This is a genomic window from Flavobacterium sp. 9R, from assembly GCF_902506345.1.
Taxonomy (GTDB): domain Bacteria; phylum Bacteroidota; class Bacteroidia; order Flavobacteriales; family Flavobacteriaceae; genus Flavobacterium.
On record NZ_LR733413.1, the window covers coordinates 2,867,513 to 2,884,406 of the forward strand.

General features: G+C 35.6%; 13 protein-coding genes. 8 read left to right on the plus strand and 5 right to left on the minus strand.

Annotated elements, in window-relative coordinates; translation table 11 throughout:
• Positions 1-17 precede the first annotated feature (17 nt).
• Positions 18-809 (minus strand): glutamate dehydrogenase, encoded by a 792-nt coding sequence (locus tag FLAVO9AF_RS12775; RefSeq protein WP_159689437.1) that lies wholly within the window; start codon positions 807-809, stop codon positions 18-20.
• Between the two features lie 278 nt (positions 810-1,087).
• On the opposite strand from FLAVO9AF_RS12775, the gene gdhA reads away from it, so the two are divergent.
• The 6 genes from gdhA to FLAVO9AF_RS12805 all read left to right on the plus strand — a co-directional run bounded on the left by gdhA (position 1,088) and on the right by FLAVO9AF_RS12805 (position 10,329).
• On the plus strand, positions 1,088-2,431 hold the full coding sequence (gene gdhA / locus FLAVO9AF_RS12780; RefSeq protein ID WP_159689440.1) for an NADP-specific glutamate dehydrogenase: 1,344 nt from the start codon (positions 1,088-1,090) through the stop codon (positions 2,429-2,431).
• A 122-nt stretch (positions 2,432-2,553) separates the two neighbouring features.
• A complete protein-coding gene (locus tag FLAVO9AF_RS12785; RefSeq protein ID WP_159689444.1) occupies positions 2,554-4,854 on the plus strand; it encodes a two-component regulator propeller domain-containing protein in 2,301 nt (766 codons plus the stop codon).
• Between the two features lie 94 nt (positions 4,855-4,948).
• Positions 4,949-5,662: a DNA repair protein RecO gene (gene recO, locus FLAVO9AF_RS12790; RefSeq protein WP_159689447.1), complete on the plus strand. Its 714-nt coding sequence runs from the start codon at positions 4,949-4,951 to the stop codon at positions 5,660-5,662.
• Between the two features lie 90 nt (positions 5,663-5,752).
• Positions 5,753-9,154 (plus strand): isoleucine--tRNA ligase, encoded by a 3,402-nt coding sequence (gene ileS / locus FLAVO9AF_RS12795; protein WP_159689449.1) that lies wholly within the window; start codon positions 5,753-5,755, stop codon positions 9,152-9,154.
• Positions 9,155-9,199: 45 nt separating this feature from the next.
• Positions 9,200-9,580: a TraR/DksA C4-type zinc finger protein gene (locus FLAVO9AF_RS12800; protein ID WP_159689452.1), complete on the plus strand. Its 381-nt coding sequence runs from the start codon at positions 9,200-9,202 to the stop codon at positions 9,578-9,580.
• 140 nt (positions 9,581-9,720) lie between these two features.
• Positions 9,721-10,329 (plus strand): lipoprotein signal peptidase, encoded by a 609-nt coding sequence (locus tag FLAVO9AF_RS12805; protein ID WP_159689457.1) that lies wholly within the window; start codon positions 9,721-9,723, stop codon positions 10,327-10,329.
• Positions 10,330-10,451: 122 nt separating this feature from the next.
• Here the strand turns inward: FLAVO9AF_RS12805 and radA are convergent, their stop codons facing one another.
• From radA to panC, 4 genes are all read right to left on the minus strand, one after another.
• Complete coding sequence (gene radA, locus FLAVO9AF_RS12810; RefSeq protein ID WP_159689460.1) at positions 10,452-11,813, minus strand: DNA repair protein RadA; 1,362 nt, start codon at positions 11,811-11,813, stop codon at positions 10,452-10,454.
• Positions 11,813-12,964: an alpha/beta hydrolase gene (locus tag FLAVO9AF_RS12815; RefSeq protein ID WP_159689463.1), complete on the minus strand. Its 1,152-nt coding sequence runs from the start codon at positions 12,962-12,964 to the stop codon at positions 11,813-11,815. Before FLAVO9AF_RS12815 ends, radA begins: the two co-directional genes overlap by 1 nt.
• 157 nt (positions 12,965-13,121) lie before the next feature.
• A complete protein-coding gene (gene panD, locus FLAVO9AF_RS12820; RefSeq protein WP_159689466.1) occupies positions 13,122-13,472 on the minus strand; it encodes an aspartate 1-decarboxylase in 351 nt (116 codons plus the stop codon).
• Between the two features lie 13 nt (positions 13,473-13,485).
• Positions 13,486-14,334 carry a pantoate--beta-alanine ligase gene (panC, locus tag FLAVO9AF_RS12825; protein ID WP_159689470.1) on the minus strand — a complete coding sequence of 283 codons (849 nt, stop codon included), beginning with the start codon at positions 14,332-14,334 and terminating at the stop codon, positions 13,486-13,488.
• A 108-nt stretch (positions 14,335-14,442) separates the two neighbouring features.
• Here panC and FLAVO9AF_RS12830 point away from each other — a divergent pair, with 108 nt between their 5' ends.
• A complete protein-coding gene (locus tag FLAVO9AF_RS12830; RefSeq protein ID WP_159689473.1) occupies positions 14,443-15,249 on the plus strand; it encodes a glycogen/starch synthase in 807 nt (268 codons plus the stop codon).
• A gap of 18 nt (positions 15,250-15,267) precedes the next feature.
• Positions 15,268-16,881: a DUF4270 domain-containing protein gene (locus FLAVO9AF_RS12835; RefSeq protein WP_159689476.1), complete on the plus strand. Its 1,614-nt coding sequence runs from the start codon at positions 15,268-15,270 to the stop codon at positions 16,879-16,881.
• The last annotated feature ends 13 nt before the right edge of the window (positions 16,882-16,894 follow it).

The following is a 16,894-nucleotide window of genomic DNA, read 5'->3' on the forward strand; positions in this document are numbered from 1 at the left end:
GAATTTTAGCTAAAGTATTAAAACTCTAAATATTGAATGTAGCCTATATTGAACCATACCATCCAATCATTAGCTTTATTTTCTTTATATATCTGCTTGTTAGGATTTAAACCATCTACCCAGTCCGAAGAAAAGTACTGAAAGCGCATATCCACCAATAAATCACTCATAGTAGTAAGCTTGTATCTAGTACCAAATCCTGCAACAACAGAGAGCACTCCTTTGGATTCATTTGAAAATCCATTTGGACGACCATCTGATGGTGTTAGGTATTTAGGTATTGTGGTTGCCGATGTTCCCAAAGGACCTAAAGTTGAAGTAGCTTGAGCGTCATAAAAACTGTAAAGAACACCCAAACTCGCATAAGGACCAAATGCACCTATAGTGTTCTCAAAATCATGTATTTTTACAAGGTGAAATTCACCTTGAAATCCTAGATTTACCATTTTTGAAGAGCCTCTCATGGCACGTAATTGCTGCTTTCCTAATGAGGTAGATCCTTCTTCAACCCATTTCCCAAAGTGCCTGAAACTTGTAGAGTTATAAGAAAGCTCCGTTCGAACTTTAAAATGATCATTAAAATAATTACCGTAATTAGCCCTTGATGAAAAATTGATATAATGCACGAGACCAACTCCAAATCCTGCATTACCAGCGTTTGTTTCAATGTCGTGTCTTTCGCCATAATCTGATTGAAAAGCCAAAGGACCAAAGGTAATTCCTATCTCATGTGCTAGGTTGAATTGGGCATTGGAAACATTGATTAAAGAAAACAATGCTATTAGGGTAGGTAAGAATTTTTTAAACATTTGGGTGTCTATTTATTGCGCGCAAATATATAAAAACAAATTACACAAAATATGCCCAAAAAGCTTATCCAATTATTATTATTCAAAATTGAATTTTATTACAGATACTATAACGTTTTCGTAACTTTTATTGTTTAATGTTGGTATTTCTTTGTAAATGGTTAAATAAAAGATAATTTTTCTTTTTATTGTAAAAAAATAGGTCAAATTAACGTTTAAAACGTATATTTGTGAGCAATTAACAGTGCGTTTCTAACGTTTTTATAATCATTAAGATCATGTCACAAAGTATTACTAATTTTATTGATTCGGTAACTAAAAAAAATCCGAACGAAACAGAATTTTTGCAAGCAGTATTAGAAGTTGCCGAAACGGTAATTCCTTTTATAGAAGAAAATAAAAAATACCAAAACAAAATGCTTTTAGAGCGTATGGTAGAGCCAGAACGCGTTATCATGTTTAGAGTTACTTGGATTGACGATCAAGGTCAAACTCAAGTAAATAGAGGATACCGTATACAAATGAACTCAGCTATAGGCCCATATAAAGGTGGATTGCGTTTTCATCCATCTGTAAATCTAAGTATTTTGAAATTCTTAGCTTTCGAACAAACTTTCAAAAATAGCTTAACTACTTTGCCAATGGGCGGTGGAAAAGGAGGTTCTGATTTTGATCCTAAAGGAAAATCAGATAACGAAATCATGAAATTTTGCCAAAGTTTTATGGTCGAATTGTCAAAGCATATTGGTGCTGATACGGATGTTCCTGCGGGAGATATAGGTGTTGGAGGAAGAGAAGTAGGTTATTTATTTGGTCAATACAAAAGATTAAGAAATGAATTTACAGGAGTATTAACTGGTAAAGGAATTTCTTTCGGAGGTTCTTTAATCCGCCCAGAAGCAACTGGTTACGGAACAGTATACTTCGCACAAAGTATGTTGAAAACAAAAGGTGATTCTTTTGAAGGAAAAACGGTTGTTATTTCAGGTTCAGGAAACGTAGCACAATACGCTACTCAAAAAGCGACTCAATTAGGTGGTAAAGTAGTTACTTTATCTGATTCTGCGGGGTATATTTATGATGCAGACGGAATTGACGCTGAAAAATTAGCTTTCGTAATGGAATTGAAAAACGAATTACGTGGAAGAATTAGTGAGTATGTTACTAAGTATCCAAATGCTAAATATGTTGCAGGTAAACGTCCATGGGAAGTAAAATGTGATATCGCATTGCCTTGTGCAACTCAAAATGAGTTGAACGGAGAAGAAGCGGCTCTTTTATTAGCTAACGGTTGTATTGCTGTGGCTGAGGGTGCTAATATGCCTTCAACACCAGAAGCTGTTATTGCGTTCCACAAAGCTAAAATTTTGTTCGCACCAGGAAAAGCTTCTAATGCAGGTGGTGTAGCTACTTCAGGTTTAGAAATGTCTCAAAACTCATTGCGTTTAAGCTGGACTTCTGAAGAAGTAGATGAGAAATTATACAATATCATGTTGAATATTCATGCTTCTTGTGTACAATATGGTACAGATGAAACAGGATATGTTGATTATGTTAAAGGTGCTAATATTGCTGGATTTGTTAAAGTAGCGGATGCTATGTTAGCTCAAGGAGTAGTATAGTAGTAGTAAGTTAATTAGTAAAGGCCTTCTTCTGGAAACAGAAGAAGGCTTTTTTTTATTCCTTAAGAACAAAAATCAAAAACTTTCGTTTGTACTATATTTGTATTTGATTTTAAAAAACCATGAAGAGAATTGCCTTGTTTTTTTGTTGTTTATTAGCCCTTAATGTTGGTTTTTCACAAAGCCAATTGTCTTGGCAAGGTTATTTTTCTTATAACGAAATTAAAGATGTAGCGCAATCCAATTCCAATCTTTTTGCTGCTTCAGAGAATGCTTTGTTCTCAAAAAATACACTTTCAAACACATTAAAAACTACCACGACTATCGATGGTCTTTCGGGTTTAACGATATCAGCTTTGTATCATAGTACCGCTTTCAACAAAACTATTGTGGGTTATGAAAACGGCCTTTTAATTGTGATTAATGAAGCTGACGGTTCCCTGCTGAAAGTGGTCGATATTATCAACAAACAATTGCCTGCCAATATCAAAAAAATCAATCACTTTTTGGAACATCAGGGCATTCTTTATGTTTCTTGTGATTTTGGTATTGTACAATTCAATTTGAATACGCAACTTTTTGGAGATACTTACTTTATAGGCGATTTAGGAAAGGAGATTTCGGTGAAGCAAACGGCTGTTTTTGAAGGAAATTTTTATGCTGCAACAGAAAATGGAATTCGAAGAGCAGCTATTACGAATCCAAACTTAATCGATTATCAGCAATGGACAACGCTTTTGTCTGATAATTGGTCGGGAATTACTGCTTTTGGGGCAGATTTGTATGCTTCAACCACAGCTGGTACGATTTACAAATATGGGCTGAGTTCATTCTCTGTCGTTCAAAGTTTTGGTGCGCCTATAGTTGATTTGCGTTCTGATGCAAACAATTTACTAGTTACAACTCCCAGTCAAATTTCGGTCTTTGGGTCGGGCTTGCTTTTAATAAAACAAATAAATAGCAATCAAATTTTGGATAAAAATCCAGTTTTTACTTGTGCGACTATTGTCAATACTAATTTGTTTTTGGGCACCAAAGAAAATGGTTTGCTAACAACTACACTGTCTGTTGGCGCACCAATAACCGATAGTACACCTCCAGGACCACTCAGAAATGCAATTTTTTCATTTCAAGTTACTCCAACTGCGCTTTGGGCGGTTTATGGAGGTTATACAGGTGACTATAATCCTTATTCTTATAACAACAGCGGTCCTAATTTATATGGTATAAGCCGACTCAGCACTCAGAGTTGGTTATCAATTCCTGCAAATGAGGTTTTGGGAGCCAAATCTATTTCGAGAGTAACGATTAATCCAAATGACGAGACTAAAGTTTATGTGAGTTCTTTCTTTTCGGGATTATTACGCATAGAAAATGAAGTGCCAAATTTGTTGTATAATCAAACCAATTCGGGTTTGGAATCGATTGCTTTTCTAGGACCAACTTATATCGATGTTCGTATCAACGGAACAGCGTTTGACAAATCAGGGAATCTTTGGGTGACCAATTCCCGAATCGAAAATGGCTTAAAAGTCTTGAGAAGTAATGGACAATGGCAAAGTTATTCCTTGAATTCCATCGCCGAAAAAAGTATTGATGTGAGCATGGGAAGAATGGTCATCGATAAAAACAATACCAAATGGATTGCTTCTAATACTGATGGAGTAATCGCTTTTAACGAATCGGGTACACCCACATTTAAGAAAATAACTTTTGGAGCTGACAAGGGAAACCTGCCTACAACAGATGTACGAGCTTTGGCTATAGATACAAATAATCAACTTTGGATAGGAACGAACAAAGGACTTCGAGTGTTGTCGAATGTGAATAATTTTCAAAATACAACAGCACTTACTACCAAACCAATTATCATTCTAGAGGATGAAGTTGCTCAGGAGTTGCTCTTTGAGCAATTTATCAATGCGATTGTAGTAGATGGAGCCAACAATAAATGGGTAGGAACGGCAGATTCAGGTGTTTTTTTATTGTCATCCAATGGGCAAAAAACGCTGTATCATTTTACCACCAATAATTCACCATTACCGAGTAACACTATAAACGATATTGGAATCAATTCGGTTACTGGTGAAGTCTATATTGCTACGACCAAAGGGATGATTTCGTTTAAGGGTGTGGCTACGGGAGCTAGTGATTCTTTGAATAATGTTTATGTTTATCCCAATCCAGTGCGCCCTGAATTTAGTGGAACGGTAAAAATAGCGGGTCTTTTGGATCGGGCGAATATAAAAATAACCGATATCGAAGGCAATTTAGTGCACGAAGCAGTTTCTGAAGGAGGAACTATAGAGTGGGACACTACTGCTTTTGGAAAATACAAAGTTGCTTCAGGCGTGTATATGATTTTTATTTCTGCTGAAGATGGCATCGAAACCAAGGTGAAGAAGGTGATGATTATTAGATAAAGATTTCAATTTTTAAAAGCCATATCTCAAAAATCCCAAATCCCAAATCCCAAATCCCAAATCTCAAAATTCTAAATCCCAAATTCCAATCCACATGTTGGTAAAAACCAAAGCCATCGTAATTTCTACTTTAAAATTTCAAGAAAAAAGCTTGATTGTGAAGTGCTTTACGCAATCTCATGGTCTAAAATCCTATTTTGTCAGAGACGCATTTTCTGGAAAAAAGAACAATCAAAAAATCGCCTATTTTCAGCCTTTATCAATTTTAGAAATTGAAGCAGTGCATAAAAATAAAGGAACTTTAGAGCATTTTAAAGAAATCAAAACGGCTATACCGTTTCAAACCATTCCTTTGGATATTGTAAAAAGTACTATGGTGTTGTTTCTTTCTGAAATTTTACATCACGCTATTCACGAAGAAGAAAAAAACGATGATTTGTTTCAGTACCTCGAAACAGCGCTCCAATGGCTAGACACGCATAATGAAACGAGTAACTTCCATCTGATTTTACTGCTTGAAATTACCAAGTTCTTAGGGTTTTATCCAGATACTTCCGATCAAGATTTGCCTTTTTTTGAAATGAACGAAGGGGTTTTTTCCCTCTTTCAGGCAATTAGTTGTTTGTCTGAACACGAATCTTTTTTGCTAAAAAAATTAATTGATTTGAGATTAGACTCGGATCAAAAAGTTTTTCACGTTATAGAACGCCAAATTCTGCTCAAAATACTAATTGATTATTACAGTTTTCATTTGGATGGTTTTAAAAAACCAAAGTCTTTGGAGATTCTTAAAGAAGTTTTTTCTTAAATTTTATGCTCTCTGCTAACTTTTGACGCTCAACTTTCAACTTTCGACTTAATTTTATTACTTTCGCACCTCGATTAAGAAAAGGATACAATGAGTACAAAATTTACTGAATACAAAGGACTTGACTTGCCAAAAGCGGCATCCGAAGTGCTTGATTTTTGGAAGAACGAAAATATATTTGAAAAGAGTGTAACTACGCGCGAAGGCAATACGCCTTTTGTGTTTTTTGAAGGACCTCCTTCGGCCAACGGATTGCCAGGAATTCACCACGTGATGGCACGTGCCATTAAAGATATTTTTTGCCGCTATAAAACCCAAAAAGGTTTCCAAGTAAAGCGTAAAGCGGGCTGGGACACTCACGGTCTACCGGTGGAATTGGGAACTGAGAAAGAATTGGGAATTACCAAAGAAGATATTGGAAAAACCATTTCCATCGAGGATTATAACGAAGCGTGTAAAAAAACCGTAATGCGTTATACCGATGTTTGGAACGATTTGACTGAAAAAATGGGCTATTGGGTAGATATGGAAGACCCCTATGTGACCTATAAACCCAAGTATATGGAATCGGTTTGGTGGTTGCTAAAACAAATCTATAACAAAGATTTGATGTACAAAGGCTACACCATACAGCCCTATTCACCAAAAGCAGGAACAGGTTTGTCTTCTCACGAAGTGAATCAGCCAGGAAGTTACCGTGATGTAACGGATACGACCATTGTGGCTCAATTCAAGACATTACCAGAAACATTACCTTCATTTTTACAAGGTTTTGGAGCTATTCACATTTTGGCTTGGACGACGACACCTTGGACTTTGCCATCGAATACCGCTTTGACAGTTGGACCTAAAATCGATTATGTTTTAGTAAAAACCTTCAATCAGTATACATTTGAGCCAATTTTTGTGGTTTTGGCCAAAAATTTAGTAGGGAAACAATTTGCAAAAGGATTTTTCGCTTCTGAAGATGCAACTGATTTCGAAAATTTCAAAGTAGGTGATAAAAAAATACCGTACCAAATCGTAGCCGAATGTAAAGGTCAAGATTTAGTGGATATTCGTTACGAACAATTATTGCCTTTTGTATTGCCATATCAAAATGCAGAAAATGCGTTTAGAGTGATTGCTGGTGATTTTGTAACTACTGAAGACGGTACGGGTATTGTACATACTGCGCCTACATTTGGTGCAGATGATGCTAAAGTAGCCAAAGAAGCTACTCCAGAAGTGCCGCCAATGTTGGTTTTAGATGAAAATGGTACTCCAGTTCCTTTGGTAGATTTGCAAGGAAGATTCATTCAAGGTCTTGGAGATTATTCAGGGAAATACGTTAAAAACGAATATTATAACGAAGGAGAAGCACCAGAGCGTTCTGTAGATGTTGAAATCGCTATTCGTTTAAAAGAAGAAAACAAAGCCTTCAAAGTAGAGAAATACGTGCACAGTTATCCACACTGTTGGAGAACGGATAAGCCAATATTGTATTATCCATTAGACTCTTGGTTTATCAAAATTACCGAGGTGAGAGACCGTATGTTCGACCTGAACGACAGCATCAACTGGAAGCCAAAAGCTACTGGTGAGGGACGTTTTGGTAATTGGTTGAAAAATGCTAATGATTGGAACTTATCACGCTCTCGTTATTGGGGAATTCCTTTGCCTATTTGGAGAACAGAAGACAAACAAGAGGAAATTTTAATTGGTTCTGTTGAAGAATTATACAACGAGATAGAAAAAGCTATTGCCGCTGGTGTTCAAACCAATAATCCGTTTGCTGGTTTTGAAATTGGAAATATGTCTGAAACTAATTACGATTTGATTGATTTACACAAAAATGTGGTAGACCAAATCACCTTAGTTTCTGCTTCAGGAAAACCAATGAAACGCGAATCCGATTTGATTGACGTTTGGTTTGACTCAGGTGCTATGCCTTATGCGCAATGGCATTATCCGTTTGAAAATAAAGAAAAAATAGATCAAAATACCGATTTTCCAGCTGATTTTATTGCTGAAGGTGTCGATCAAACTCGTGGATGGTTTTATACTTTACACGCTATTGGTGCTTTGGTTTTTGATCGTATAGCTTACAAAAACGTAGTATCCAACGGTTTGGTTTTGGATAAAAATGGACAAAAAATGTCCAAGCGTTTAGGTAATGCGGTTGATCCTTTTACTACATTAGAAGAGTATGGTCCTGATGCAACGCGTTGGTATATGATTTCGAATGCCAATCCTTGGGATAACTTGAAGTTTGACATTGAAGGAATTGCTGAGGTGCGTCGTAAGTTCTTTGGAACGTTGTACAATACGTATTCTTTCTTTGCATTATATGCGAATATCGATGGCTTTAGTTATGCAGAAGCTGAGGTACCTCTAGAAGAACGCCCAGAGATTGATCAATGGATTATTTCAGAGTTGAACACGTTGGTCAAAGAAGTGGATGTATTTTATGCCGAATATGAACCAACTCGTGCCGCTCGTGCTATTTCTGATTTTGTTCAAGAAAATCTGAGTAACTGGTACGTGCGTTTGTGTAGACGTCGTTTCTGGAAAGGCGAGTATGCTCAAGATAAAATTGCTGCTTATCAAACGCTTTATACTTGTTTGTTAAGCATAGCAAAATTGAGTGCACCTATCGCTCCTTTCTTTATGGATAAGTTGTATAAAGACTTGACTCAAGCAACAGGAACAGAGAATTTCGAGTCAGTACACTTGGCACAATTCCCCGTTTCAGTTGAAAAGTTTGTTGATAAATCGCTAGAGAGTAAAATGCAGAAGGCGCAGACAATATCTTCATTGGTTTTGTCACTACGTAAAAAGGAAATGATCAAAGTGCGTCAACCTCTGCAAAAGGTAATGATTCCAGTACTTGACGCGGTTCAGAAGGCTGAAATCGAAGCTGTTGCCGACCTCATAAAAGCCGAAGTTAACGTCAAAGAAATCGAGCTTTTAGACGATGCTTCAGGCATATTGGTTAAACAAATTAAACCTAATTTTAAGGCTCTTGGACCACGTTTCGGAAAAGATATGGGTCTGATTTCCAAAGAGATACAGTCTTTTACGCCTGATCAAATCAATCAATTAGACAAGGAAGGAAGCTTAAGTATGGTAATTTCAGGAAAAGATGTAATTTTATCATTAGAGGATGTAGAAATTTCTTCGCAAGACATTGAAGGTTGGCTAGTGGCCAATGCTAACGGAATTACGGTAGCATTAGACATCACCATCTCTGAAGAGTTAAGAAAAGAAGGAATTGCTAGGGAGCTAGTAAATCGTATTCAGAATATCCGTAAAGATTCTGGTTTCGAGGTTACTGATAAAGTGAAGGTTTACGTTCAAAATCACGCTGTTTTACAAGAAGCAATTCTAGCCAATGAAAGCTACATTAAGTCAGAAACATTGACAGAACAATTGCTATTTGCAGAAAACTTAGAAAATGGCACAGAAATTGAATTCGACGACATTAAAACAAAATTAACGATAACAAAATAAACCAACCAAAAAAGAATTAACCAACCCATTAAATTAATTTAGGCTATGATCGAGGAAATGACACGATACTCAGACGCTGATTTAGCAGAGTTCAAACAGATAATCAAAGAAAAGATAGAAAAAGCACAAGCTGATCTTGACTTGATAAAAAGTGCCTATATGAATGATTTAAATAATGGTACTGATGACACTTCGCCTACTTTCAAAGCTTTTGAAGAAGGAAGCGAAACAATGTCTAAAGAAGCCAATTCACAATTGGCCATTCGTCAAGAAAAGTTCTTGCGTGATTTAAAAAATGCTCTTTTCCGTGTTGAAAACAAAACCTACGGTATTTGTAGAGTAACAGGAAAATTAATTGGCAAAGAAAGACTAAAAATCGTTCCTCATGCAACTATGAGTATCGAAGCTAAGAATTTGCAACGATAATTATTTAAAATAGTAAATTTCAAATTCCAAATTCCAAGTTTATCTTTTGGAATTTGGAATTTCTTTTTTTTGGAATTTAATTTTTATTTTAGAGTTCTTTTTTTGAATTTGTCTATTTTTGCCCCACTAAAAATACTATAATGTCATTACGCAAAGCTTATTTCCTTATTTTTATTCTGTTACTTGTTGACCAAGTTTCTAAAATATATGTCAAAACAAATTTTGAATTAGGTCAAGAGGTCACCGTTTTCAATTGGTTCAAAATTCATTTTATAGAAAACGAAGGAATGGCTTGGGGGACCAAACTTCCAGGCGAATATGGCAAGTTGTTTTTAACCGTTTTTCGCATTTTTGCAGTTGCAGGAATTGGTTATTGGTTATGGGATTCCGTGCGTAATCACAAAAGCTCTAATTATCTTATCGTGGCGATTGCCTTGATTTTTGCGGGAGCATTAGGAAATATTATAGATTCTGTTTTTTACGGTGTTATTTTTAACGACAGTTATCAGCAATTGGCCGTTATGTTCTCTGAAGAGCCTTACGGAACTTGGTTTCACGGACAAGTGGTCGATATGTTTTACTTTCCTATCATCAAAGATTTTCCAATGCCAGAATGGGTGCCTTTCATCGGAGGGAGACCTTTCACTTTCTTCAATGCTATTTTCAACGTAGCAGATGTGGCGATTTCAACGGGAGTGGGAATCTTAATTGTTTTCAATAAAAAAGCTTTTCATAAAGGAGATGCTTAATTTTTAGGAGCTTTTTCCTGCTGTACGCTATATCTTTTATACTAGAAACCCTTTCAGTTAGTAAAACTGAAAGGGTTTCTAGTATAAAAGGATGCCGCTCCCATCAGGGCTAGGGGTTTGAGTTACCCAAAGAGTTCGGCTGCTACATCTTCAATTTTTGTGACTAACCGAATTTGAATCCCGGTATTTTTAATTGCAATCTTGTTGTATTTTGAAACGAATATGGTAGAGAAACCCAGTTTTTCGGCTTCTTGTATGCGTTGGTCAACTCGATTCACAGGACGAATTTCTCCTGAAAGTCCAACTTCTCCAGCAAAACAAAAATCTTTATGGATAGGAATGTCTTCGTTTGAAGATAAGATGGCGGCAACGACAGCCAAATCAATCGCTGGGTCATCCACTGATAGACCACCTGTTACGTTCAAGAAGACATCTTTGGCCCCTAATCGGAAACCAGCCCTTTTTTCTAAAACAGCCAAAATCATATTTAGTCGTTTGGCGTTGTAACCTGTTGTGCTTCGTTGAGGTGTTCCGTAAACAGCGGTACTTACAAGCGCTTGTATTTCTATCATTAAAGGTCGCATACCTTCTAATGTAGTGGCAATAGCAGTTCCTGAGAGTTGTTCGTCTTTATGCGAAATCAATATTTCAGACGGATTTGAAACTTCGCGTAAGCCGCTGCCCAACATTTCATAAATACCTATTTCAGCAGTGGAGCCAAAACGGTTTTTAAGTGAACGAAGAATGCGGTACACGTGGTTTCGGTCGCCTTCAAATTGCAAAACAGTGTCCACCATATGTTCCAGAATCTTTGGGCCGGCAATTGTGCCATCTTTGGTGATGTGGCCAATAAGAATCACGGGAACGTTGGTTTCTTTGGCAAATTTAATCAACTCTGCGGTGGTTTCTCTAATTTGAGAAATGCTTCCAGCAGTTGATTCAATATAATCCGTATGCAGTGTTTGAATCGAATCGATGATTACAATCTCAGGCTGCATCGTTTCGATTTGCTTAAAGATGTTTTGTGTTTTGGTTTCGGTCAAAATATAGCAATTGTCTCCATTGGGAGTAATGCGTTCTGCACGCATCTTGATTTGCTTTTGACTTTCTTCCCCAGAAACATACAAGGTTTTGTAAGGCAGTTTTAACGAAATTTGGAGTAGCAGTGTACTTTTTCCAATCCCCGGTTCTCCGCCTAACAAAATCAGTGAACCAGGAACAATTCCACCTCCTAAAACACGATTCAGTTCGGCATCGGTGGTGTCTAGTCTAATTTCAGCTGTTGAATCAATTTCGTTTATGCGCAATGGACGTGGCGCTTTACTCAAAGAAACAGGTTCGCTTTTCCAAGCTACTTTTTCTTGTTTTTGTATAATTTCTTCTGCAATGGTGTTCCATTCTTTGCAGGAATTACATTGTCCTTGCCATTTGGCATATTGAGCGCCACAATTTTGACAAAAAAAGGTAGTTTTTACTTTGGTCATTATTTTTTAGGTGCAATTTTACTCAACATTAAGTCGTATTTCTCTAGCATCATTGTTTTTGTTAATGCTCCTATTTCTTGCATTTGTGAGGCATTTTGGTAGCGCTTCATCGCTTTTTTGAAGTCTTCTTGCTTTTCATACATTAAGCCTAATTCATATTCCGCAAGCATTGATTTTGGATAATACTTATCGGCCAAAATTGCCAATTGATCCAATTCGCTAAAAGCATTGTTTTTTAAAATAGCAGCTTCAATAGCTTTGAAATCATTAATTCTAATCGGAATTTCAAGATGTAAAGCTTCGTTTAAAGTGCTATATTTTTTTTCTAAATAATCTACGTAGCCAGAAGGTAATAAGGCGATTTTATTACTAAACTCTAAAGAAGTAATGGGCTTGTAAGATTCAAAAATTTGATGCAAGGCACTTGGAATAGCATATAAGGTTTGTGAATAATGTCCCGCACCTTTGAATGATTCAAATTTGTAATTGACTAATGGATTGTTGTCTTTTTTGATGTTTTCATTCAGCATTTTGATAGGTTCTGACAATTGTTTTATCTCGTCTTCACTAGTTGATAAGTAATAAAAAACGGGGCCTTTTGCTGCGCTTAATTGCTCAGCCACTCTTTTTTCCATTAGTGGTGCTAGTTCGGGATTTAATGAAATGTAAGCGTTAAAAAGCGGATTTTCTTTGTACAGAAAAAAGTTCAAATAACCAGCCGTAGTATCAAGTCCAGCAATCATTCGGAATGGGGCTACGCGGTATTTTTTTTCAATATAAGGAAGCAATTCTTGACCTATAAACTCATAAAATGCAGCACCTTTTTCGGCAGGAAGACCTTGTGCATCTTCAAATTCGCTATCGTCAACCCGCTCATCGTTATGATTTTGATGAATACCAACGATTATTGTCTCAGGAAAATCATCCCAATAACTACCATAAGAAAGTGCGCCATAAAAGGGATCGAACAAAAAATCGCCATCTAATAATATCAAAAGTGGATATTTTTTAGCCGTATTTTTTTCGTAAGAAGGAGATAAACTTATGGTGATTTCTCGTTTTTCGGCTAACTTTTCAGAATCAAAAGATTCGGTTTTGTTTTGAGCATAAAGGGCTATCGAAAAGAATAGCATAAAAAGGACCTTTTTCATGATTTGGGGAGTCTAAATTAGGTTTGAATTAAAAACAGAGCAAGATACTATTTTAATTTATTTTATGAATAAATAGCATAGATTAGTTGCTTTTAAAGTCATAAAAGCAAATGCAATAGCGTCTTGAAAGTTAGTCTTTAGACAAATAAAAAAGGAACTAGGTAAGAGAATTGTCGTTTTCGTTAGGGAAAACAATCCAAGGTTTAAAAGTTTTGGCTTCTTCAAATTCTAAAGTTGCGTAAGAGATGATAATGATGATATCGTCTTTTTGAACTTTTCTGGCAGCTGGACCATTTAGAGTGATGGTTCCAGAGTTTCTTTCACCTTTGATGGCATAGGTCTCAAAACGCTCGCCGTTATTGATGTTTACAATTGAAACTTTTTCGCCTTCAATAATGTTGGAGGCGTCTAACAAGGCTTCATCAATAGTAATGCTACCGATATAATTTAAATCGGCGCCTGTAACTTTTACACGATGAATCTTAGATTTTACTACTTGAATTTGCATGCGGCAAAGGTAATTAATTTAATGTAATTGTGTCAATCAAACGGATGTTGTTAACAAAAACTGCGATAAAAGCGCGATAATTTTTGGATTTTTCTCTAAAAGTGATAGGTAAAAGTGTCGATTCGTCAGCAATTACGAAATATTCTAATTCGAATAAAGGGTGTTTTTTGAATTCTTTTTTTACCCAATCTTCCACTAAATCAGCTTCTTGTGTTTGAAATCTTTCTTTGGCCTCTTTTAAAATAGCGTAAATTATGGCTGCTTCTTTTCTTTCATTACTGCTTAACCTCTCGTTACGAGAACTCATGGCTAAACCACTTGGTTCTCTGTGTATTGGACATCCAACAATTTCAACGGGAATGTGGTATTTAGCCACTAATTTTTTTACTATCTGAAGTTGTTGAAAATCCTTCTCTCCAAAATAAGCTCTTGTTGGTGAAACTATATCAAACAGTCGTTTTACAATAGTTCCTACACCATCAAAATGACCAGGTCTAAACTGTCCTTCCATTTGATGTTCTAATCCATCATAATCAAATGATTGTGAGGTTGTTTTTCCTTCATAAATATCCTCAACTGTTGGTGCGAAGACAATTATGTTATCGTTCAAAGCACTCATTTTTTTAACATCAGCCTCAAGTGTTCTTGGGTATTTGGCTAAGTCTTCTGGATTATTGAATTGTGTTGGATTTACAAAAATACTAACAACGGTAAAATCGTTTTCTAGCAAAGACTGTTTCATTAGCGCCAAATGGCCATCATGCAATGCTCCCATCGTTGGTACAAAACCAATAGTAGAATTGTTGGTCTTAACTGTTGCCAAGAATTCTCTTAAAGCGATGTTTTTATTGAAGATTTGCATGGTTATTTTATTAAAATTAGGTGCAAACTTAATATTTTAGTCCATAACTGCATAAAATTTTGTAATTTTGCAACGTTTTTATTGCCAATACAAAAAGTAAATACTACTATGAAAGATAAGAGGATATTATACGTGTCATCTGAAGTTGTTCCTTATCTTGCTGAGAATGAGGTCTCTTTAATGTCTTACGACGTTCCAAAAATGATTAATGATCAGGGTGGACAGATAAGAATATTCATGCCGAGATATGGAAATATTAATGAGAGAAGACATCAATTGCATGAGGTAATTCGTCTCTCTGGGATGAATTTAGTGGTCAACGATCTCGATATGCCATTGATTATAAAAGTTGCGTCTATACCAAAAGAGAGAATTCAGGTTTATTTTATTGATAATGATGAATACTTCAAGCGAAAAGCAACTTTTGCTGATGAAGATGGTGTGATGTATCCTGATAATGATGAACGCGCAATCTTTTTTGCCAAAGGCGTTGTAGAAACCGTTAAGAAATTAAATTGGGTTCCAGATATTATCCATGTTCACGGTTGGTTGGCATCAATGTTGCCGGTTTATATGAAACACTATTATAAAAACGAGGCGTTATTTTCTGAGACAAAAATCGTTACTTCGGTTTATGCTGAATCTTTTTCTGAGACTTTAGATGTTGAAATGATTAATAAAGTGAAGTTTGATGGGGTTCCGCACGAAGCCATAGCAGATTTAGAACTTCCAAATTATGAAAATATTTTAAAGACAGCAATTCTTAACTCAGATGCTGTAATAATTGCTTCAGATAGTTTGTCTCCAAGTTTAACAAAATTTATAGAATCTTCCAATAAACCTTTTTTACCTTTCGCACCGAAAGATGGTTTCGCTGAGGCGTACACCAATTTCTATTCAAATGAGGTGATTTAATTTAACTTTACGCAATTTATGTACAATACGGCTTTCTTAAAGAAGTTAATTTTTATTTGTAGTTTTTTTATGTTTTTTTCTTGTGACAAAGACTACAATGTTGTTGGAGAAGATTTGATTGGTGATAATAATTTTGAATTAGGGAAAGAATATTATGCTGTAAAAGCATATAATCAAAGTACAGGTGCTATTCAATCAGACAATTTACCTATTAATACTTTAGGGATTTATACGAATGCCGCTTTTGGTACCACTACCGCAAGTTTTGCGACTCAATTAGAGTTAGCATCTGTAGATCCTACTATTGGTGCAAATGCAGTTATGGACAGTGTTGTTTTGAATATTCCTTACTTCAATACCGTTACAAATACCAATACTACAAACGGCATTAAAACCTATGAATTAGATTCTATTTATGGAACCTCCAAAGCGCCTTTTAGATTAAGTATTTATGAATCCGGTTATTTTATGCGAGATTTAGATCCTGCAACTAATTTTAAAGAAAAACAAGCTTATTACAGTAATCAAAAAAATGATTTTGATGGCTTGAAAATAGGTAGCAGACTAAACGATGCTGCTGACGCCAAAGAGAATGATGCTTTTTATTTTGATCCAACAGAAATTGCTGAAAAGACAACTGACGAGGATACCAAAAAAACAACCACTACTCGTACAGCTCCAGCAATGCGATTGAAGTTGAATAACTCTTTTTTTACTTCTAAAATTTTGAATGCTCCTAGTGGTAAGTTAACTACAAATTCAGCATTGAAGGACTACTTTAGAGGTTTGTATTTTAAAGTAGAAAAGACAGCAGCAGCTGAAAATATGGCTAGTATCAACTTTGCAAAAGGAGTTATTAGATTGTATTACAAAGAAGATCAGTCGACTACTGCAAATGGTGTTACTACTGTAAAGAGAGTCAATAAAACGTTAGACCTTAATTTAAAAGGGAATACAGTTAATTTTTTCGAAGAATCAAATACAAATGCTGCTTATTTATCAGCGATAAGCAGTCCAAATAGTACTTTAGGGGACTCTAAATTATACTTAAAAGGTGGAGTAGGTTCAAATGCCGTTATTGAATTGTTTGGACCAGACAACAATAATAATGGAGTTGCAGATGAACTTGAAACATTAAGAAAAAGTGGATGGTTAATCAATGAAGCAAATTTAGTATTTAATATAGATACTGATGCGATGAAAAACTCTGTAGAGCCCAATAGGATTTATGTATACAATTTGACCAATAAAACTGCTGTTTTAGATTATTTAACAGATAATACTACGGCAGGTGGCGGTAAAGAAAAATTCAATAAATTTATTTTTGATGGTATCTTAAGGAAGGAAGCGATTACTAATGGTAGAGGTTTGACTTATAAAGTTCGTATTACGAATCAAATAAAAAACTTGATAAAGAATGCGGATTCTACGAATGTTAAATTAGGTGTTGTTGTTACAGAAAATATTGCTGTTGCATCATTCAACAAGCTAAAGACGCCTAATAGTCTTTTTTCTGTAGTACCAACAGCATCAATTTTTAATCCTTTAGGTACTGTTCTTTTTGGTTCGAATCCTGCTGTGCCAGAAAACAAACGCCTACGTTTAGAGATAATTTATACCAAACCTAATTAATATAAAATATAGT